At 70.6% G+C, this 20,514-nt stretch carries 14 protein-coding genes; 7 read left to right on the forward strand and 7 right to left on the reverse strand.

Features of this window, described 5'->3' with window-relative positions; all coding sequences use genetic code 11:
- The first annotated feature begins 8 nt into the window (after positions 1–8).
- Entirely contained in the window at positions 9–482 is a 474-nt protein-coding gene (locus tag F4559_RS29785) for an NUDIX hydrolase (RefSeq protein WP_184674361.1), read from the forward strand.
- Here the strand turns inward: F4559_RS29785 and F4559_RS29790 are convergent.
- The 3 genes from F4559_RS29790 to F4559_RS29800 form a co-directional block, all read right to left on the reverse strand.
- On the reverse strand, positions 467–949 hold the full coding sequence (locus tag F4559_RS29790) for an HD domain-containing protein (protein ID WP_312865888.1): 483 nt from the start codon (positions 947–949) through the stop codon (positions 467–469). The genes F4559_RS29785 and F4559_RS29790 overlap by 16 nt on opposite strands.
- 1,894 nt (positions 950–2,843) lie before the next feature.
- Positions 2,844–3,992, reverse strand: coding sequence for a hypothetical protein (locus tag F4559_RS29795; protein WP_184674365.1), 1,149 nt, complete (start codon positions 3,990–3,992; stop codon positions 2,844–2,846).
- 167 nt (positions 3,993–4,159) lie between these two features.
- Positions 4,160–7,639, reverse strand: coding sequence for a M28 family peptidase (locus F4559_RS29800; protein ID WP_246445365.1), 3,480 nt, complete (start codon positions 7,637–7,639; stop codon positions 4,160–4,162).
- 1,185 nt (positions 7,640–8,824) lie between these two features.
- Between F4559_RS29800 and F4559_RS29805 the strand changes: the two genes are divergently transcribed.
- The gene (locus F4559_RS29805; RefSeq protein WP_184674375.1) at positions 8,825–9,745 is read left to right on the forward strand and encodes an ABC transporter ATP-binding protein; all 921 of its coding nucleotides are present in this window, start codon (positions 8,825–8,827) and stop codon (positions 9,743–9,745) included.
- Positions 9,738–10,484, forward strand: coding sequence for an ABC transporter permease (locus F4559_RS29810; protein ID WP_184674377.1), 747 nt, complete (start codon positions 9,738–9,740; stop codon positions 10,482–10,484). Before F4559_RS29805 ends, F4559_RS29810 begins: the two co-directional genes overlap by 8 nt.
- Before the next feature lie 325 nt (positions 10,485–10,809).
- On the opposite strand, the gene F4559_RS29815 is transcribed toward F4559_RS29810, so the two are convergent.
- The 3 genes from F4559_RS29815 to F4559_RS29825 form a co-directional block, all read right to left on the reverse strand.
- Positions 10,810–11,115, reverse strand: coding sequence for a hypothetical protein (locus F4559_RS29815; protein WP_184674379.1), 306 nt, complete (start codon positions 11,113–11,115; stop codon positions 10,810–10,812).
- Entirely contained in the window at positions 11,099–11,338 is a 240-nt protein-coding gene (locus F4559_RS29820; RefSeq protein ID WP_184674381.1) for a DUF397 domain-containing protein, read from the reverse strand. The genes F4559_RS29815 and F4559_RS29820 overlap by 17 nt, the downstream gene beginning before the upstream one ends.
- A gap of 134 nt (positions 11,339–11,472) precedes the next feature.
- On the reverse strand, positions 11,473–12,345 hold the full coding sequence (locus F4559_RS29825) for a Sco1979 family transcriptional regulator (RefSeq protein WP_184674384.1): 873 nt from the start codon (positions 12,343–12,345) through the stop codon (positions 11,473–11,475).
- Positions 12,346–12,565: 220 nt separating this feature from the next.
- Here F4559_RS29825 and F4559_RS29830 point away from each other — a divergent pair, with 220 nt between their 5' ends.
- The 4 genes from F4559_RS29830 to F4559_RS29845 all read left to right on the forward strand — a co-directional run bounded on the left by F4559_RS29830 (position 12,566) and on the right by F4559_RS29845 (position 19,486).
- Positions 12,566–13,399: an SAM-dependent methyltransferase gene (locus F4559_RS29830; protein WP_184674386.1), complete on the forward strand. Its 834-nt coding sequence runs from the start codon at positions 12,566–12,568 to the stop codon at positions 13,397–13,399.
- A gap of 386 nt (positions 13,400–13,785) precedes the next feature.
- Positions 13,786–17,694, forward strand: coding sequence for an nSTAND1 domain-containing NTPase (locus F4559_RS29835; RefSeq protein WP_184674388.1), 3,909 nt, complete (start codon positions 13,786–13,788; stop codon positions 17,692–17,694).
- A 52-nt stretch (positions 17,695–17,746) separates the two neighbouring features.
- On the forward strand, positions 17,747–18,229 hold the full coding sequence (locus F4559_RS29840; protein WP_184674390.1) for a DUF2165 domain-containing protein: 483 nt from the start codon (positions 17,747–17,749) through the stop codon (positions 18,227–18,229).
- A 60-nt stretch (positions 18,230–18,289) separates the two neighbouring features.
- Positions 18,290–19,486: an amidohydrolase gene (locus F4559_RS29845; RefSeq protein ID WP_184674392.1), complete on the forward strand. Its 1,197-nt coding sequence runs from the start codon at positions 18,290–18,292 to the stop codon at positions 19,484–19,486.
- On the opposite strand, the gene F4559_RS29850 is transcribed toward F4559_RS29845, so the two are convergent.
- Positions 19,483–20,481: an NADP-dependent oxidoreductase gene (locus F4559_RS29850; RefSeq protein ID WP_184674394.1), complete on the reverse strand. Its 999-nt coding sequence runs from the start codon at positions 20,479–20,481 to the stop codon at positions 19,483–19,485. The genes F4559_RS29845 and F4559_RS29850 overlap by 4 nt on opposite strands.
- Between the last annotated feature and the right edge of the window lie 33 nt (positions 20,482–20,514).

The raw sequence follows: 20,514 nt of genomic DNA on the forward strand, positions 1-20,514 counted from the left end.
TCGAAGCCATGAGCCGGATCGACTACCTCAACGACCCGAACGCCCCGAAGCCGAACAGCATTCGGGTGGCAGTCAGCGCCATCGTCCAGGACCCCACCGACCGCCTATTGATGATCCGCCGAACCGACAACGACCTGTACTCCATCCCCGGCGGCGCACAGGACGTCGGCGAGCCCATCGGCCGCACCGTCGTCCGCGAGATCAAGGAGGAAACCGGCTACGACGTCGAACCCACCGACGTCATCGGCATCTACTCCGACCCCGCCCACGTCATCGCCTACACCGACGGCGAAGTCCGACAAGAGTTCTCCATCTGCTTCCGCGCCCGCCTGACCGGCGGCGAACTGCGCACCAGCAGCGAGTCCAGCGAGGTCCGCTGGGTCGCCCGCGACGACCTCGCAGCCCTCACCATCCACCCGTCCATCCGCCTGCGCATCCAACACGGCTTCGACAACCGCACGACGCCCTACTTCACCACCTGACCAAGACCAACCGCCCTCAGGCGCTCTTCGGTCCGCTCTACCGCCGCCGCCAACTCCGGCCGGGCCTGCCCGATGGAGGCCGTCACCAGGTCATCGGGGCCGTAGCGCTCCCGGATCTCCTCGATCCGGTCCGCGACGGTCGTCAGCCCACCGTCCGGCGTGGTGGTCATGTCAGCCCACCACAGTGCATCCCGGACCGCCGTCTTCTCGTCCTCCCAGCGGGCCAGGTCCGCCGACACTTCCCGCAACGCGGCCTCACTGTGCGCACACGAGTGGCGCGCCACGAGCGCGCAGAGCCTGTCCGGAAATCCCTGTTCTTCCAGGTAGCGGGCACCATCAACCGGATGGAAACCGGACGCCACGACGTCCGGTGCGTACCCGACGTCATGCAGGACCGCCGCCGCCTCTGCCAGTTCCCGATCAGCGGGGGTGAACAAACCACCGGCCTGCGCGATCCGACGCGCCACACCCTGTACATGCGCCCACCGACGAGGCAGAGGCTCAGCGAGCCTCCCCCATGCGACCGAGTAGGCCCAGGCGACAAGATCCACCATTCGACCCTATGCCGCCAGCCCTGCCACAGGCACTTTCACAGCTCTTGAGCTGGCACTTTGCCGAATTCCGCTCTATGGGATCAAGGCACGCCGCCTGCGGCGACGCGCGGTCGGGCGGTCCCCCCGTTGACACCGGCTCCCCACATCGCGGCACGCCGGGCTCCCGCTTCGCTTCGCCCGTCGGCCGCGCGCGGAGCCGGTGCACGTGGACCGGAGGCGGCGCGTGAGGGTGGCCGATCTAGACGACGGGCTGGGAGGCTCATCGGTCGGGACGATCGCGCGGTCGCCCGGCTAACGTGGGCTGTGCACGGCGATCGGCTGCCGCGACGGCTTCGCCGCCTTGCCAACGGATCGTGTCCGCCGGACACGGCAAGGCCACCGGACACGGACTGGCGGACTGCGGACTCCACGCGGACTGGGGGGACTGCGTCGTGATGACTAAAGGATGGTCTGCGCTGGTCACGGCACACGGGACGTCTTGTGCACCACGAGGTTTCCTAAACCGTGTGTCGCAGGTTCGATTCCTGCCGGGGGCACTCACCTTTCGCCGGGTGAATCGGCCCCTCAGCAGCGGAAACGCAGCGAGGGGCCGATCCTTTCCCATCCGGTTGTGTCCGGCTGTATCCGGCCGTCTGCGAGCGTTTCTGCCCAATAGCTGCCCAAGTTTGCCGATGCTTGGGCTACCGCATGGCATCCATGATCTTCCGCTTAGTGGCTTCGTCGCCGCCGTGCAGGCACTTGGCGTACACCCGGTACAGCACCTCCACGGAGTGGCCGGCCCACCCGGCCACCCGTGTCGGCTCAACCCCACATTGAGCCAAGTCGACACGCAGGCGTGCCGCAGGTCGTAGGGCCGTCGGGTGAGTGGCCCCGCGGCTACCTCGGGGGTGAACACCCGTTCTCGGGCCTTCCGCCACGCGGCGCCATACAGACGTACCGGAACCGGCCCGCCTCGCTCACCTCGGAACAGCCTTCCGTCGTCGCCGGTACCGAACTCCTCAAGGTGCGCCCGCAGGATTCGCACCAGCTCGGGCGGCACGGGAACGGGGCGCACCGCGCGGTCCGGCCGGTGCTTGAGTCCGCGTTCGTCCCTGACCGCTCCGGAGTCGGTCCACCGACTGCCCGCATGCGGCGCGGCACGTTCGAGGTGCGGCACGCCCCAGGCGTCTGGTTCGCCTTCGGCGGGCAACGTGAGGTTCCGCGGCCGCAGGTTCACGGCTTCCTCGGGACGCAGGCCCGCGTGGTACGTCAGCGCGTAACAGGCCGCGAGACGTGGCCCGGCACGCCGGACGCTGCGGACCTCCTTCAGCAGCGTCCGGGCCTGGACGGGATTGGCCACCACACGTGGGTCGATCTCCCGTTCGGCTTTCGGCGGGCTCCACTTCAGGCGCGGAATCGGGTTGGTTTCCAACACCGGGGTCCTGAACCCGCACACCTCGACTCGACCACCGCAAACCCCCCACCCCCGGGTTCCCGACCGGCCGTCCTCCGGAATCCGCGAACTCGCGGGCTTCCGCGGCCACCCCGTGGCGCGGATGTGCGTTTGCTGCGACATGCTCAACCGAAGCTGCTCCACCACGCCTATCGAGTGACACCCGGCGCTCGACGACCAGACGTCCCTCAAGAAATCCCTGCTCAGAGCTGTGCCCATCTGCCGTGTGCCCCGCCCGGGGCCCGCCGACGTGGCCATTGCCGGACGACCTCACCGGACCGGACTCGGCGGCGCGGTTGTTCGGCTGGTCGCTCCCTTGTTCGGCTCATGACCCCATGAGATCCCCGTCGACTCCGGCCTGTTCGCCGCAGGGGGTCAACGCTCGGCCAGGTACACCGCGCGAACGGCAAGGACGCGCTCGACCTCGTCGATGATCGGTGCGAAGAACTCCTGGCGGTGTTCGACATCGCTCATGGAGGTGATCTCGAAGTACATGCTGCCGAACGCGGCGAACAGCGTGGCGTTGCTCAGCAACGCGACCGGGATGCCGGGTACCAATCGCGACTGGACGACAGGTCCGCCGATCCACTGCTCGGCGACCTCCGGCGTGATCATCACCGACCCCAACACCAGGAAGAACGCGAACAACGCCAGTCCCACGACACCGGCCTGCACGAGCTGCCGCGTGGCCAACACCAACAGCAGATTCCGATTCTGTCGACCGCTCAAGGGCGTGGCGTGCAGCATCCCCTCGATCGACACGTCGGACAACGGTGTGCCCTGACACGCCGCGGAGAGGCGCTCCGGGCTCAGGTCCTGTTCCACCCGGCCGATCTCGTCGCGCAGGCGGGCCGCCGAGGCCAACACGGTGATCGCGACGAACAACGCGACCACGATCAGCAACCGCCACCCGTCCAACTGGTTCATCATCTGCCACAGTTCGCCGGTGAAGAACAGGAACAGCGTCACGAACAACATCACGGGCAACGCCCTGCCGATCAGGCGCACGCTGTTGCGCAGGTCGTAGAACGTGTGCCGGATCGCACGCCGCACGAGCGTGCCCGTGCCGTAGGTGGTGGCCACCAAGGTGACCACGAAGACCACCGCGAAGAAGATGACGAACCCGAGCAACCCGACCACGCTCCCACCCGGCGGGGTCACGGTGTCGTCCACGAGCAGTTGCAGCAGCGGTACGGCCACCGGCATCGACGCGTACGTCGCCAGGATCACCAGACGCGCCCCCTTCGTGAACCGGGGCAGGCGCAGGGCGAACACGCGCAGCACGAACCACGCCGCGACCGTCGCGCCGAACACACCGGCCAGCAGCACCCACCGCTGGGGCCCGGCCGACTTGAGCGGCACCAGCCAGGCGAGACTGGCCAACGTCACGAGACCGAGCGCGGGCAGCATCCGGGGCAGGACGTGGGTGGCGAACCCGTATCCCTCGATCATGGTGGGCGTGCCCTGGCTGACGAACCACCTCTCGGTCCGGCGGATCCGATTGCTGGACTGGCGCGGCGACATGGTCCGATCATCCACCGCGGAAGCGACCCGCACGCCACCGGCTCCACCGCATGGCGAGGTCCGCCCGGTAGCCCGGAGTCTTTCGTCGGGCGGCTTCCACCTGCGCGGACATGCGAAGGCGGGGTGGGTGCGCCGTCGCACCCACCCCGCCTTCGGTCACTTCAGGATCAGCCCGTGGTCAGCGCCACGTCGTCGATCACGAAGCTGGTCTGGAGGCTCGCGTCCTCCACACCCACGAACGAGATGCTCACCGACTGACCGGCGTACTGACCGACGTTCAGGCTCACCTGGGTGTAGCCCGAGTTCGAGTCGAGGTTCGAGTACGAGGCCACCGTGGCGCCGCCGACCTTCACGGTCAGCGTGTCGTACGCCACCTGCTCGTTCTCGGCCGTGTCGATGTGCAGCCAGTACGTCAGCACCGAGTTGGAGCAACCCGCCGGGATGGTCACCGTCTGCGCGGCGCTGTCGGTCAGGGTCGAGCCCCGGCCGTTGAGCCACGCCTTGTAGGTGCCGCCGTGCGCGGGCTGCGCCGCCTGGCTGTCGATGACGCCGGACGTGACGGTCCACGGCGACGCGCCGTTCTCGAACCCGCCGTTGCGCACGACGTCGGACGCCGTGCAACCCGACGAGCCGCCCACGTTCAGCGTGTAGTTCGCCGACCGGGTCGCCGAGCCGACACCCGAGATCGTGAGGGTGTAGGAGCCCGGCGCGGTGGACGCGCCGACGTTGATCGTCGCGGTGGACGAGCCACCGGTCTGGACCGACGACGGGTTGAAGGTCACCGTCACGCCGTTGGGCGTGCCCGTGGCCGACAGGTTCACCGTCTGCGCCTGGCCGGCCGTCGTCTGTGTGGCCACGGCCACCGTCGCCGAACCGCCCGGCTGGACCGTGCCCGAACCCGGGTTCACCGACACCGAGAAGTCGTTGGTCGGCGTGGAGTTGCCGACCGCCTGCTTCCAGATGGTGTAGGCGATGCCGTCGGCCGAACGGTCGAGGGCCGTGGCGTTGATGTTGCTCGTCGTGTCGCACGCGCTGTGGTAGCAGGAGTCGTACGCCGAGTTGGCCGTACCGCCCCACTTCGTCGCCTGGGCGCTGGTCTTGCGCGCCGAGGCACCGGTCGCGTAACCGGACGACGGGATGCCCGCGTTCTGGAACGAGTAGTCGTCGGAACGACCCGCGCCCTCGACGTTCTCCTCAGGCTGCAGGGACAGCGAGTCCCAGTACGCCTTGAGCGGCGCCGCCGCGGCGGTGCCGATGTTGTTGATGAAGTAGCCGCCGTTCTTGGAGGCCACCATGTCGAAGTTGTAGTACGCCTTGATCTGCGACCGGGCGGTCGAGCTGAGCTGCGAGACGTAGTACTTCGAGCCGTTGAGGCCCTGCTCCTCGTCGGTCCACCAGGCGAACCGGACGTGCTTGAGCATGGTCGGGTTCTTCGCCGCGAGCTGGAGCGCGTTCTCCAGCAGGGCCGCCGAGCCCGAGCCGTTGTCGTTGATGCCCGGACCGGCCGAGACGCTGTCCAGGTGCGCGCCGAACATGATCGTCTGGGCGGTGTCGCCACCGGGCCAGTCGGCGATCAGGTTGTTCGACACGTAGGTGCAGCTGGAGCAGGTCTGCTCGGAGACCTGGAAACCGGCCGCCTGGAGCTTCTGCTTCACGTACGCGACCGACTGCGTGTAACCCGAGCTGCCCGCGCGCCGGTTGGAACCGAACGACTGGAACTGGGTCAGGTGCGCCTGGACGGCCGTCACGTCGATGTTCGGCGGGTTGCCGGTCCCCGGGTTGCCGCCGCCCACGGTCAGGGTGTAGGTCGCGGTGTGGCTGAGCGAGCCCTGGCCGTTGACCGTGATCGTGTACGTGCCGTCGGCGACCGAGGAGCCGACCGAGACCGTGGCGGTCGAGGACGCGCCCGACTGCACCGAGGACGGCGAGAAGCTCACCGTCACGCCCGAGGGCTGGCCCGACGCGGACAGCGACACGTTCTGCGCGCTGCCGCTCGTGGTCTGCGTGGCCACGGAGAACGTGCCCGACGCACCCTTGTTGATCGAGCCCGACGACGGGTTCAGCGACAGCGAGAAGTCGTTGTTGCCCGACGGGGTGCACGAGGTGGGCTCACCGGACTGCGCGGGCAGCGAGATCGCGTCCCAGGCGGCCTTGGTGCGGTTGTACAGCGTGCAGCTCGGGTCGAGGGTCTTCGCCGCGGTCAGCGTGGCGATGCGGTACTTCTTGTGGGTCATGCCGCTGGTCTTGAGCAGCATGCCGCCGTAGAAGACCCGGCCCGCGTCCTTGATGCCCACGCCGGTGAGCGTGGTGTTGTTGCAGGTGGGGCTGGTCGGCTTGCCGCCACCGGGGTTCGTGCCCTCGGCCAGCAGGTAGAACCAGTGGTTGAGCGGACCGGCCGCCTTGTGCACCTCGGTGTTGGGGATCGAGGAGCTGTAGCAGTTCGGGTCGTTGCTCACCAACGACGGGTTGTACATGTTCCGGATCGGGCCGCTGCCGGTGAGGTTGATCGTCTCGCCGACGAGGTAGTCCGGGGTGTCCTTGGGGTTGTTGGTGTACGCCTCGGTCAGCGCGCCGAAGATGTCACCGGTCGCCTCGCCGAGACCCGCCTCGCTGGACGTGCCACCGGGGGTGTTCTGGTCGAGGCCGTGGCCGTACTCGTGGCCGACGACGTCCATCGACGAGATCCACTTGCCGGCCGCGTTCTTGCCGATGGTGATGGACGAGCCGTCCCAGTACGCGTTCTGCTGGTCCAGGCCGACCTTCGCGGGCCAGCTGCCGCCGGACCCGGTGTGGCCGTTGCGGCCCAACCAGTCGCGGAGCATGTCGAATTCCTTCTGCGCCGCGTACATCAGCTCGGCGCAGCCGGTTTCCTTGCTGGTCTCCGAGCCGTTGCCGAAGGTGTCCGTGGACTTCGAGAACACCGTGCCGGTGCTGTAGTCCGCGCACTGCAGGCCGGGCCGCTTGGTCTGGTTGGACAGCCGGTAGGTGCTGCCGGTGTTGTCCGTGTCGATCGGGACGGTGCCGTTCCACTCGCCGTTGGCGGTGCCGTGCGCGGCGTCCTCGACCTTGTCCAGGACGGCGCCGGAGTCGGCGTCGACCCACACGTTGAGGTGGCTGGGCCCGTTGTCCTTGGTGGTGCCGACGAGCACGTGCTCCCACGCCAGGCGCGGGGTGTCGCCGACGAACTTGACGACCAGGCGCGAGGACTCGACCTTCTCGGTCTTGCCCTGCAACGCGCGGGACGCCTTCTCCGCGTCCGCCTTGCCGACCTTGGCGTTGGTGGACGGCAGCTGCACCTTGGTCTTGGTCGCGCCGAGCACGGCCTTGACCCGGCCCTGGCCGTCGGCCAGGACGGTGGCGTCGCCGCCGACGACCGCCAGGCCGCGGTAGCTGCGCTGGTAGCTGACGGAGTAGAGGTCGTTGAGGTAGGGCGTGACGAGGTCGCGCGAGTAGGTCTCGCCCGGCCCCTTCACCAACGCGTCCAGACCGCTTGACGCGGCGACGTCGGCGGCAGCGACCGCCAACGTGCGCGCGTCCGGCTTCGGCTGTTGCGGCTCCGCCGCGGCAGCCGAACCCGACACCACGCTGAACGCGGTGCCGGCGAGGACGGCCAGGGCGAGCCCGGCCGTCATCGTCTTGTGCTTCATGGGTGCTCCTCGCACGCAGGGAAAGTGGCGGCCGTCGGCACGGTCGGTGCGTGGGCCGCCGTGGAGCTTGTCGCCGCACGGCGGACTTCAGGCAGGGTCCGGGATCGGGCGGCGACGCACGCGGTCCGGGCCGCGACGCGGCGGTCCGGATCGGGTGATCAGGTCACGCGGCGACGTGCCGGCGTGAGATGACGACCGGACGCCCTCGGGCGGACCCGGCACGCGACTGGGAGCGTGGAGTCATGGCAGCTGCCCTTCGGGGGTCGTCGGTACCGGTCGGATGATCGGCGGAGACCACTATGAGCACCCCTGGCTCGAAGGGGGTAATACCAATAGTCCATAACATCGGGACATGGGGTCCATAGTGGAACGCCCCGGCCTCGCTTCCCTTGCCCCCGTTGAGGTTCCCTCCGTGTCGGCTTTGGGATGTTCGTCCTCGGGCGATGGGCGGGCGCGACCCCGGACAGGGGTTGAGCACTATGTCCTCTATGTCCGGATCACCGATCCGTCACCCGAAGGTCGCCGACTGTTCGGAATGCCGCAAGGAGACCGGCAGCCGACGTGGCCACGTGACCGTGCCGCACTCCCCTGCCGCTGCCTTGTGGCGCCGTACAGGGAAAACGCCTGTACAGCACCGTCGGATCCGTGAGACCCCACAGACAGGTCCGCCCGACTACGGCGATCCGGACGCCACGGCACGGCGACCCCGGCCCCGCCCTCCGGAAGCGGGCGGAAGCGACTCGCGACACGGCGTCCGTGTCGTACGTCCGATGTCCGGAGAAGCTCCGCCGCAACGGGTCCACGACGCCGTCCCGCGCGTTCCGTCGGGCAAATGTCAACGACCGGGTGGACCGACCGCGAGCGGAACGGTTGTGTCTCAACGGGTCGAGGTCCGGACTGACCACGTTGTCACCGTGCTCCTCTGTGGACTCCCGACCACTGGGACGGAACGCGGTGCGCGCCTTCGTGCCGCACCCCGACGGCCGCGCGACCCTCTCCCGAGCGCGGGTGCGACACCGACACCTCCCGCCGTGACCGCTCGGCGGAATACACCGGAACCGGCGTCCGCCGCCGCGGCGATTACAGCCGGCGCGGAATCACCCGATCGGCCACTTGCCGGCCTTCGACGTCGATAACGTCGCCCACGCCGACCCCGTCCAAGTACCCGACTCCAAGCGAGGCGCCATGATCGAGGCAGTCGGCCTCACCAAGGTATTCGGCCGGAAAGTCGCCGTCGACGACCTGGATTTCGTCGTACGACCGGGCACGGTCACCGGTTTCCTCGGACCCAACGGCGCCGGGAAGTCGACGACCATGCGCATGGTCCTCGGCCTCGACCGGCCGACGGCGGGAACCGCCACCGTCAACGGTCGGGCGTACGCGGAGCTGCACCACCCGCTCCGGGAGGTCGGCGCGGTCCTGGACACGCGGATCGCCCACCCCCGCACCACCGCACGCGACCACCTGCGCGTGCTCGCCGTCTCCCACGGCATCCCGGTCGCCCGGGTCGACGAGGTGCTCGACCTCGTCGGGTTGACCGAGGCCGCGCGCGAGCGGATCGGGAAGTTCTCACTGGGCATGCGACAGCGATTCGGCCTGGCGGTGGCGCTGCTGGGCGATCCGCCGACGCTGCTGTTCGACGAACCCCTGAACGGCCTGGACGTGGCCGGCGTGCACTGGGTCCGGAAGTTGTTGCGCGGCTTCGCGGACGAGGGCCGGACCGTGCTGGTCTCGTCACACCTGATGGCCGAGGTGCAGGGGACGGCCGACCGGCTCGTGGTGATCGGGCGCGGTCGGCTCGTCGCGGACGCGCGCACCGCCGACTTCATCGCGGACACCGTCGGCGTCCGGGTCCGGGTCGAGACGCCGGACGCGCGCGCGTTCGTCGACGCGTTGACGGCGGCGGGTGCCGACGTGGACCAGGTCGGCACGAGCGTGCTGCTCGTGTCCGGGATGGAACGGCACGCGATCGGCGACCTGGCCGCACGCGCGTCACTGGTCGTCCACGGCCTCGCCGACGAGGTCGCCTCGCTCGAAGAGGCGTTCCTCGACGCCACCGAGAGCAGTGTCGAATTCCGCGGGAAGCCGGAGTGGAACCATGCCTGAAGCGCACCGCGTCGTCCGGGCGGAGCTGGTGAAGATCCGCACCCGCCGGTCCGTGAAGTGGACGCTGGCCGCGTTCCTGCTGCCCGCCCTCGCCCTGACCTGGGGTCTCGCGGAGGCTGACGGGGCCGCGTTGTCGCAGACGCCGGAGGGCCGGCTGATCGTGCCGATCGTCACCGCGGTGCTGCTCGTGCAAGGGGCCGTGGCGGTCGTCGCCGTGGTCGGCACGGCCGGCGAGTACACGCACGGCGGCATCCGCGGTTCGCTGCTGATGGCGCCCCGGCGCTTCCAACTGGCCGGAGCCAAGTTCGTCGCGATCGCGGTGGTCGGCTTCGTCGTCGGTGTCGTGGTGGCGGTCGCCGCCTCGGCTTTGACGACGGGCGTCCTCGACGATCGGGTCGAAGCGGGGTGGTCCCTGGTGCGCGCGGTCTTCGGTGCCGGGGCCTACCTCGCCGTGCTCGGTGTCTTCGCCACGGCGCTCGCCCTGCTGATCCGCAACACCGCGATGTCGGTGCCGGCCGTGATCGGCGTCGTCTACGTGGTGCCGTTGGTGGTGTTACCGCTCGTGCCCGGACTCGTCGACACGGTCGGCGAGCTGTGGCCGACCTTGATCGGGTTGTCGGCACTCGCCCCGCCCGAGGCGGCCGAGGTCGCACCCTGGCTCGGGTTCACCGTCTTCGTCGCCGAGACCGCCCTCGTCGTCGTCCCGGCGGTCCTGGTGTTCGACCGACGCGATGCCTGAGCGGGGTGGGACGGCGGCGGAACCCCGGATGCGACCGGTGGCGCTCCGGACCCGATGTCGAACGCCTGTTCGATTCTCCACAGGTGTGCACAGGTCTGTGGACAACTACTGTTTTCGCAGGTCGGATAGGCGGTGCGAAGGCCGTCACACTGGGGAGTGACGGCCTTCGCACCACGAGCGACGAACGCGGAGTGCGTGGGAGGCGAGCCGGCTGCGGGCGCGGTGCCTGGCTCACGGCGCTTACTCCCAGGTCGTCCGTCGGCGAGAGTTCGACGGAAACGGCGGGCCCGTCGAACCCGGTGTCCCGCTGACGTGCGCGGGAAGGTCAGGCGGTTCTGTCGTCGGGCAGGTCGAGCAGTTCCTCCAGCACGCTCGTCGCCGGGCCGCGGCGGCGCCAGGAGAAGCGGCTGGGTTCCAGGACGTTGGCCTCGTCGGCGGGCATGCGCGTCGCGACCACGTCGTCCTCGGTGTGCAGTCGCACGACGTCGATCACGGCGTGGTGCGCGCGGACGCCGACCACGGCGGCGAGTTCGCCGCGCGCGTCACGGGGGTGCAGGAAGCGGAACCCCCTGGCGATCAACTGGCGGAGCTGGGATGTCGTCCGGCCGATGTGGTCAGCCGGCGAGGTCATCGAACTCGCCGTCCTTGATCCCGGCGACGAACGCCGTGATCTCCGAGCGGGTGTACACGAGGGCCGGGCCGTCCGGGAACCGCGAATTGCGCACGGCGACGTCGCCGCCCGCCAGCTCGGCGATCTCCACGCAGTTGCCGAGCGCACCGCTGCGGGCGCTCTTCCGCCACGTCACACCTTGGAGAGAAGCCGCCGACATGCCGTTGCGGGCCGTGTTGGCCATTTCTCGTCACCTACCCATGGGACAGGATGCACCTGCACGTGCATCTGATTGTGCACGGAACGTAGCACCGGCCCTCGCACGGGTAAATGCACGTGCAGACGCGGACGGCGAATCTCCCCCGGACGGACCAGCCCTCAGAGCGCCGCGCGGATCTTCGCGAGCATCTGTCGACTTCTGTCCGGTGTCTCCGCGTCCACGGTCAACCGGTCGAATGCCCGGCCGTACGTTTCGAGTTCTTCCTGTTTGTCCAGGTAGAGCGCATTCGTGAGGTGTTCGAGGTACACCACGTCCGGCAGGTCCGATTCCGCGAACCGGAGCATCGTGAACGAACCCTCGGCCTGGTAACCGCTCAGGTGATAGGGCACGACCTGGAGCGTGATCGTGCGTTCCTTGGTCATCGCGAGCAGGTGGTCGATCTGGTCGATCAACACCTGGCGTCCGCCGATCGGGCGGTGCAGCACGGATTCGTCGATCACGGCCCACAGCTGCGGCGCACCCGGCCGGAACATGATCTTCTGGCGCTGCATGCGCAGCTTGACGCGCCGCCGCACGTCCGGCCCGGCCAGTTCGGGACGGCCGTGCGAGGCGATGGCCAGGGCGTATGCCTCGGTCTGGAACAGGCCCGGCACGAACTGCGCCTCGTAGGTCAGGATCCGCATCGCCGCCTCTTCGAGGCCGACGAAGTCCTGGAACCAGTCGGGCATCAGGTCGGTGAACCGGTTCCACCAGCCGGGTTCGTTGGACCGGCGGACCATCGCCAGGAACTTGTCCCGCGCGTCGGCGTCGGTCATCCCGTAGAGGGTCAGCAGGTCCGCGACGTCACGTTCCTTGAGGCCGACCCGGCCCAGTTCCATCCGGCTGATCTTCGACTCGGAACCGCGGATGCTGTACCCGGCGTCGGCGCGGGTGATCTCCACCAGTTCTCTCAGCCTGCGCAGTTGCGCGCCGAGCACGATGCGCAGCGCGGTGGGACCGCTGTCCCGCTCCGGGGCGTCAGCGTCGGACATCGTCGACCCTCCCGACGGTCATCTCGTGGTGCGATCGGCCCACCCGAACAGCGGTTGCGCTCAAGGGGCCGGAAATCGCATCGTCACTGAACGTACACCCTCGATCATCCACCATCTGTCGCATGTCACTCACTCACACGAACTACCCAGAGATCTACGCTGAGTGGCTTGCGGTTGGTGCACGGATACCGCCCCCTTGATTCGCCCTGAGAGGTCACCAATGCCCGGTCCGGGTTCGGACGCCACTGCCCCGGTCTACATCGACACCACGAAGGCCAGCATCGCCAGGGTCTACGACGCCTTCCTCAACGGCAAGGACAATTACGAGATCGACCGGGAAGTCCTGCGGCGGGTCCAGCAGGTGGCACCGGAGGCCGCGACCCTGGCGATCGACAACCGCGGCTTCCTGATCAGGGCGACCCGCTTCGTCGCCGGTCAGACCGGCATCACCCAGTTCCTCGACTGCGGTTCCGGCCTGCCCACCGCCGAGAACACCCACCAGGTGGCGCAGCGCATTCAGCCGGACGCACGAGTGGTCTACGTCGACAACGACCCGGTGGTGCTCGCGCACGGCCGCGCGTTATTGGAGGAGAACGACCGCACGCACTTCTCCGCGGCCGACATCTTCGAACCGCGCCGCATCCTGGAGGACGAGGTCGTGCGACGACACCTCGATTTCTCCGAACCGATCGCACTGTTCCAGATCGGGACGCTGCACCACTACAACGGTACGTCGCCGACCACCCGGGAGATCATGGCCGAGTACATCGACGCCCTTCCGTCCGGTTCCTACGTGGCGATCAGCCACTTCTTCGACCCGGAAACCGAAGAGCACTCGGCGATCGCGCGACGGATGGAGCAGACCTTCCTGCACTCGCCGATGGGCAGCGGCCGATTCGCGACGCGGTCGGAACTCGAGGGCCTGTTCGAAGGCCTCGAACTCGTCGAACCGGGATTGGTGATCCTGGCCGACTGGTGGCCGGACGGACCGCGACTGAAGGAATTGGACGCGGTGTCCTATTGCATCGCCGGCGCAGTGGGCCGCAAACCGTAATACCGGCGGCACGCGCGACCCGCGTCCGGCGGTCGGCCGGCAGGAGTCGGGGCGGGGCCGGTGGGAACGGGGCCGGTGGGAACGGGCCGGCACGCTTCGGACGCGGGTTTCGCCGGGTTCGGGACCGGGAACGGAAAAGCACGGGAGCAGGGTGCCGCAGGTCGGACCAACGTCGTGGTCCGACCTCCCCCGACGACACCGCTGAGGAGACCCCCAGGACCCCTCAGCGGTCGGTCGACCGGACACCGGCCGACTCGCAGCGGAGCTTGGCAGGGCAAGTCGTTAGGGTGGACTCCGCGGACCCGTCCGGTCCGCGAACCGGCTGGTCAACCGACCTCCCCCGGTTTTCCGGACCGGAAGGCGGACCGCGAGGAGGCCCCCTGCCGATGGCGAGTCCCGATCGCGGCGCGGGTCCACGCGCGGTGTTCGCGGAGCGGTTCGCGCTCCTGTACGCCGAAGCGGGCGACCCGCCCCTCAAACGGGTGACCGAGTCCGTCGGCCGGGCCAGGCGGCTCGACGAGCGCGGCCGGCCGGTGCGCGCGACCGCCCAGCGCGTCAGCGACTGGCGGCGCGGCCGCAATGTGCCGGCCCGTTTCCCGGCGTTGGCCGTGGTGCTGGAAATCCTGATCGGGGAAGCCCGGAAGAACCGCCCGCCGTCCATTCCCGACCTTTACGACCTGGACGTGTGGCGCGAACTCTGGGAAGCCGCACTGGCCAGTCCGGCGCTGCGCCCGGAGGACGAACCGCCCAGCACGGACGAAATCGGGGTCTGCCCTTACCGCGGCCTCGCCGCGTTCCAGGCCGAGGATTCGAACTGGTTCTTCGGCCGGGAACGCAGTACCGCCGCCCTGGTCGACCGACTGCGCGCCGCCGCACTCGACGGCGGAATCGCGATGCTGGTCGGCGCCTCGGGCGCGGGCAAATCGTCGCTGGTCCGCGCCGGTGTCGTCCCGGCGATCGGCCGGGGCGCGCTCGACCTCCCCGGTTCACACGACTGGGTAACAGTCGTAGTCACGCCCGGTGCCGACCCGCTCAAGGAACTCCTCCGCCGCGTGCCCGAACTCGTCGACGTCGACGACGAGTCACCCGAACAGGTGCGAGCCGCGTTCGCCCGGCACGTCGCACGCACGGGCGGCGACCGGGTCGTCGTGGTCGTCGACCAGTTCGAAGAGGCGTTCACGCTTTGCCCGGACGACGACGCCGTACGCACCCTCGTCCGGGTCCTGCACGCCGCCTCGGGCGGTCCCGCCGTCGTCCTGCTGGGCGTGCGCGCCGACTTCTACGGCCGCTGCCTGGACTACCCGGAACTGGCCGACGCGCTCCAGCACCGCCAGCTCGTGCTCGGCCCGATGACCTCCGCCGAGCTGCGCGAGGCCGTCACCCGCCCGGCCAAGGCCGCCGGGCTCGTCCTGGAGACCGGGCTGATCGACCTGCTGTGCCGCGACCTCGGCGTGCGCGACGGGCGGTCCGGGCCGGGCGGCGCGTACGACGCGGGCGCGTTGCCGCTGCTCTCCCACGCCCTGCTCGCCACCTGGCAACGCCGCCAGGCGGGCCGGCTCACGATCGCCGGCTACCGCGCGGCGGGCGGCATCCAGGGCGCGGTGGCGGCCACCGCCGAACGCGCCTGGGCGGACCTCGCGGCACCGGCGCAGGCCGCCGCGCGACCGCTGCTGCTGCGCCTGGTCCGCGTCGGCGAGGACAGCCAGGACACCCGGCGCCGCGCGACCCGCGCCGACCTCGTCGGCCACGCCGACACCCCGGCCGCCGTCGAGGAGGCGCTGGAGGTGCTGGCCCGCGCCCGGCTGGTCACGCTCGACGCGGGCTCGGTCGAGATCACCCACGAGGCGCTGCTCCAGGCCTGGCCGCGGCTGCGCACGTGGATCGACCAGGACCGGGCGGGCCAGTTGCTGCGTCAACGCCTGGAGGAGGACGCCACCACGTGGCACGCCCAGCACCGCGACACGTCACTGCTCTACCGGGGCGCGCGGCTGGAGAACGCGCGGACCTGGGCGGACTCCGCCGGGCGGACCGCGCTGACGGCCGTCGCCCGCGACTTCCTGGCGGTGTCCGGGCAGCACCGGCGTCGCAACGCGTTCGTCCGGCGTGGCGCGGTCGTGGTCGTGGCCGTCCTCGCGGTCATCGCGGTCACCGCCGCCGTGCTGGCCGTGCGGCAACGCGACGACGCGGTGTTCCGGCAGGTCGTCGCCGAGGCCGACCGGCTGCTCGACTCGGACCCGTCGCTGTCCGCCCAGCTCGACCTGGTCGCCCGGGACATGCGCCCGGACGACCACGACGTGCACAGCCGCCTGCTGTCCACGCAGGGCACGCCGCTGGCCACCCCCCTGGTCGGGCACCAGGGTGCGGTGTACCTGACGTCGTTCTCGCCGGACGGCCGCACGCTGGCCACCGCGAGCTACGACAAGACCGTGCGGCTGTGGGACCTGTCCGACCCCGACTCGCCCAAGCCGCTCGGCGTGCCGCTCCAGGCGCACAAGGGCTGGGTCAGCTCGGCGGTGTTCTCCCCCGACGGCCGCACGCTCGCGACCGCCGGCGAGGACGGCACGGTCCGGCTGTGGGACGTCGCCGACCCGATGAAGGTCCGGTCGCTGGGCGAGCCCCTCGCCGGCGACAACGGCACGATCTACCTGATCGCGTTCGCGCCGGACGGCCGCACGCTGGCCACCGCGAACGCCGACAAGTCCGCGCGGCTGTGGAACGTCGCCGACCCGACCGCGCCCGTGCCGCTCGGCGAACCCCTGCGCGGGCACGCCGACCAGGTGCGCGCGGTCGCGTTCGCGCCGGACGGGCGCACGCTCGCGACCACGGGCGACGACGGCACGATCCGGCTGTGGGACCTCGGTGCCACGCCGGCCCCGCTCGGCACCCCGCTGACCGGGCACGACGGGATCGTGCACTCGGTGGCGTTCAGCCCGGACGGCCGCGTGCTGGCCTCCGGCGGCGAGGACCGCACGGTCCGGCTGTGGAACGTGGTCGACCCGCACGCCGTCACCCCGCTGGGCCGGCCGCTGGCCGACCACGCGGGCGCGGTGTGGTCGGTGGCGTTCAGCCCGGACGGCCGGGTGCTCGCGTCGGGCGGCGCGGACGGCGCGGCCCGGCTGACCAACGTCGTCGACCCGACCCGGCCGCTGCCCATCGGCCGACCGCTGACCGGTCGCAACGGCACGGTGTTCGCGGTGGCGTTCAGCCCGGACGGGTACCGGCTGGCGACCGGGTCGCAGGACACGGCCGTGCGGCTGTGGTCGTTGCCGCGCACGGTGTTGATCGGCCACTCCGCGCGCACGACCGGGCCGGTGTTCACGGCCGACGGGCGGCGGATGGTCACCGGCGCGGACGACACGACCGTGCGGGTGTGGGACACCGCCGATCCGACGGCGCCGACGTCGTCGGCCGGGACCGTGACGTCGACGGGCGAGGTGGTGTGGGCGTTGACCGCCGACGACCGGACCCTGGTGACCGCGAGCGACCGGCACGTGCGGCTGTGGGAGTTCCCCGCCGCGGGCACGCCGCGGCCGTACGGTCCGCCGCTCGAGTTGGAGACGCGGTACACGTCCACGATCGCGCTGCACGGCGACCTGCTGGCCACCGGCTGGACCGACGACTCCGTGCAGCTGTGGGACGTGCGCGACCGGTCGGCGCCGCGGCGGGTGGGCGCGCCGCTGGTGGGCCACGGCGGGTACGTGCACTTCGCGCGGTTCACGCCGGACGGTCGGGTGCTGATCACCGGCAGCGCGGACCACACGCTGCGGTTGTGGGACGTGCACGACCCCGCCGCCGCGCACCCGCTCGGCCGACCGTTGACCGGGCACACCGGCGCGATCCGGGACGGCGACGTCAGCCCGGACGGGCGGGTGCTCGCCACGGCGGGCGACGACAAGACGATCCGGTTGTGGGACCTGTCGGACCCGACGGCCGTGGTGCCGCTGGGCGGGCCGCTGGTGGGGCACGTCGAGGCGGTGGTCGGCGTGGCGTTCGCCCCGGACGGGCGCACGTTGGCCTCCGGCGGCGAGGACGGCGCGATCCGGCTGTGGGACGTGGCCGCGCGCACGGCCGTCGGGCAGGCGTTGACCGGGCACACCGGCGGGGTGCGCGAGGTGCGGTTCCACCCGGACGGCCGGACGCTGGTGTCGACCGGCGTGGACGCGACCGTGCGGGTGTGGCGGCTGGACCTCGGTCAAGTGGCGGCCCGGATCTGCGCGAAGACGAAGGGCGTGCTGCCGGAGGACGTGTGGCGCCGACACCTGTCCCAGCTCGACTACGCACCGCCATGCGGCTGAAAGCCACCCGGAGTAGTTGATATCGCACGCAAGGTCACTAGATTCGACGGTCATGCGACTCCTGGGCAGCCGCCGGACGGCCGTCGCCGTGCTCACCGCCGTTTCGGCCGTGTACATGGTGTTGGTGGTGCTGGGCAACGTGACCGACTACGGGACCAACCGGGCGTTCGTCGAGCACGTGCTGGCGATGGACACGACGTTCCGGTCGCCCGACCTGATGTGGCGGGCGATCACCAGTCCCGCCGCGGTGACCGTCGCGTACGTGGCGATCATCGTCTGGGAGGCGGTGGACGCCCTGGTGTTCCTGGGCGCGCTGGTCGCCTGGATCCGCCGGGACGAGCGGGCCCGGGCGTTGGCGTCGCTGGGGTGGGTCATGCAGGTGCTGCTGTTCGGCCTGGGGTTCCTGGCGATCGGCGGCGAGTGGTTCGCGATGTGGCAGTCCTCGACGTGGAACGGCGTGACGGCGGCGACGCGGAACGTGGTGATCGCGCTGCTGGGCCTGGTGCTGGCGCACCTGCCCGACCGTTCTTCCTGATGCCGCGCGGGTTTTCGCGGAGTCGGTGTCAAGTCGGGAGGCAAGGGATAGCGTCCGGGTGTGACCGGTGACCTTCTGATCCGCTCGGTGCGGCCCTGGCCCGGGGACCCGGCCGAGCCGGTCGTCGACGTGCTGTGCCGGGACGGGCTGGTGGCGGCCACCGGCGTCGGGCTGGAGGTGCCCGACGGCGTCCCCGCGGTCGACGGCAAGGGCGGCGTGCTGCTGCCCTCCTTCACCGACGCGCACGCCCACCTCGATTCGACCCGGCTGGGACTGCCGTTCCGGCCGCACAGCGCGGGGACCGGGCTCGCCGAGCTGATCGACAACGACCGGCGCAACTGGCGGTCGGCCGAGCAGGGCGTCGCCGAGCGGGCCACCCACACCCTCGGGCGCACGATCGCCGGCGGTGCCACGCACGTGCGCAGCCACGCCCAGGTCGACGTGGACTCGGGGTTGGCCAAGCTCGAAGGGGTGCTCGCCGCCCGCGAGGCGCACGCCGACCGGGCGCACGTCGAGGTCGTGGCGTTCCCGCAGTGCGGCATCCTGCGCGAGCGCGGGACCGCCGAGCTGCTGGACGCGGCGTTGCGGGCCGGTGCCGACGTCGTCGGCGGGCTCGACCCGGCGGGCTACGACCGCGATCCGGTGCGGCACCTCGACGTCGTGTTCGAACTCGCCGAACGGCATCAGTGCGGCGTGGACGTCCACCTGCACGACGTCGGATCGCTGGGCGCGTTCCAGGTCGAGCTGGTCTGCGAACGGGTCGCGGCGTTGGACATGCGCGGCCGGGTCACGATCAGCCACGCGTTCGCACTGTCCACTGTGGACAGTGAGCGGCAACGGGAACTCGTCGACCTCCTGGCCGAGCACGACGTCGCCGTCACCACGGTCTCGCCCGGCGCGCGGGAGCCGTTGCCGCTCAGACAGCTCCGCTGGGCCGGCGTCCGGCTGGGGCTGGGCCAGGACGGGATCAGGGACTACTGGTCGCCCTACGGCAACGGCGACATGCTCGACCGCGCGTGGATGCTGGCCCACCGCAACGGTTTCCGGCAGGACGCGCTGGTCGAGATGTGCGTCGACATCGCGACGCGGGGCGGTGCCGCCGTGCTCGGCCGGACCCTGGGGCTCACCGAGGGAGCGCCCGCCGACCTCGTGGTGGTGCCCGGCGACACCGTCACCGCGGCGGTGATGGACCGCGCACCCCGCACGCTCGTCGTGCACGCGGGGCGCGTCGTCGCCGCCGAGGGGGAGTTGGTCTAGAGGGCCACCACGGCCTTGCCGACGTTCTCTCCGCGCAACAGGCCGATGAACGCACCGGGCGTGTTCTCGAAGCCGTCGGTGATCGTCTCGCGGTACTTCAGGCCGCCGTCGGAAAGCCACGCGGACACGTCGCGCCGGAACGCCTCGCCGTACTCCTCCTCGTGGTCCCGCACGAGGTAGCCGCGCAGCGTGACCCGCTTTCCCACGACCAGTCCCAGGTTGCGCACGCCCACCGGCTCGGTGTTGTAGCCGGAGATCCAGCCGCACAACGCGAAGCGGGCGTGGGCGTTCGCGACCTCCAGGGCCGCTTCGAGGTGCTCGCCGCCGACGTTGTCGAAGTACACGTCGACGCCGTCCGGCGCGGCCTCGCGCAACTGTCCGGCCAGGTCGCCGTCGTGGTAGTCGAACGCGGCGTCGAAGCCGAACTCCTCCACCAGCAGGCGCACCTTCTCCGGGCTGCCCGCGCTGCCCACGACCCGCCCGGCACCCAGCCGACGCGCGATCTGCCCCGCCGCCGCGCCGACCGCGCCCGCCGCGCCGGACACGAACACCGTGTCACCCGCACGGACCGGCGCGATGCCGACCAGGCCGACGTACGCGGTCAGGCCGGGCATGCCGAGGATCCCGAGGTAGTGGCTCGACGGCGCGTCCAGGCGCTGCGCGGCCGAGGCGTCGACCAGCGCGTACTCCCGCCAGCCCAGGAAGTGCCAGACCGCGTCGCCGACCGCGAACTCGTCCGACCCGGACGCGACGACCTCGCCGACCGCGCCGCCCTCCAACGGCTCGCCGACCTCGAACGGCGCGATGTAGGACTCGCCGGCGTTCATCCGGCCCCGCATGTAGGGGTCGACGCTGAGGTAGCGGTTGCGCACCAGGATCTGCCCCGGACCCGGTTCGGGCACGGCGACCTCGGCCAGGGTGAAGTCCTCGCGGGTCGGGTAGCCGGTCGGCCGGGAGGCGAGGCGGAACTCACGCGCGGTGGTGGGAGCGCTCATGATCCTGGTCAGCGCCCGTGCGGTGCGGCCTGT

Source organism: Saccharothrix violaceirubra (assembly GCF_014203755.1).
Taxonomy (GTDB): domain Bacteria; phylum Actinomycetota; class Actinomycetes; order Mycobacteriales; family Pseudonocardiaceae; genus Actinosynnema; species Actinosynnema violaceirubrum.

Bases quoted from the DNA above. Each gene is read 5' to 3' on its own strand.
- F4559_RS29815 (WP_184674379.1), bottom strand. From the start codon at position 11,115: ATGACCTCGCCGGCTGACCACATCGGCCGGACGACATCCCAGCTCCGC.
- F4559_RS29820 (WP_184674381.1), bottom strand. From the start codon at position 11,338: ATGGCCAACACGGCCCGCAACGGCATGTCGGCGGCTTCTCTCCAAGGT.
- F4559_RS29810 (WP_184674377.1), top strand. From the start codon at position 9,738: ATGCCTGAAGCGCACCGCGTCGTCCGGGCGGAGCTGGTGAAGATCCGC.
- F4559_RS29850 (WP_184674394.1), bottom strand. From the start codon at position 20,481: ATGAGCGCTCCCACCACCGCGCGTGAGTTCCGCCTCGCCTCCCGGCCG.
- F4559_RS29825 (WP_184674384.1), bottom strand. From the start codon at position 12,345: ATGTCCGACGCTGACGCCCCGGAGCGGGACAGCGGTCCCACCGCGCTG.
- F4559_RS29805 (WP_184674375.1), top strand. From the start codon at position 8,825: ATGATCGAGGCAGTCGGCCTCACCAAGGTATTCGGCCGGAAAGTCGCC.
- F4559_RS29795 (WP_184674365.1), bottom strand. From the start codon at position 3,992: ATGTCGCCGCGCCAGTCCAGCAATCGGATCCGCCGGACCGAGAGGTGG.
- F4559_RS29840 (WP_184674390.1), top strand. From the start codon at position 17,747: ATGCGACTCCTGGGCAGCCGCCGGACGGCCGTCGCCGTGCTCACCGCC.
- F4559_RS29835 (WP_184674388.1), top strand. From the start codon at position 13,786: ATGGCGAGTCCCGATCGCGGCGCGGGTCCACGCGCGGTGTTCGCGGAG.
- F4559_RS29800 (WP_246445365.1), bottom strand. From the start codon at position 7,639: ATGAAGCACAAGACGATGACGGCCGGGCTCGCCCTGGCCGTCCTCGCC.
- F4559_RS29830 (WP_184674386.1), top strand. From the start codon at position 12,566: ATGCCCGGTCCGGGTTCGGACGCCACTGCCCCGGTCTACATCGACACC.
- F4559_RS29785 (WP_184674361.1), top strand. From the start codon at position 9: ATGAGCCGGATCGACTACCTCAACGACCCGAACGCCCCGAAGCCGAAC.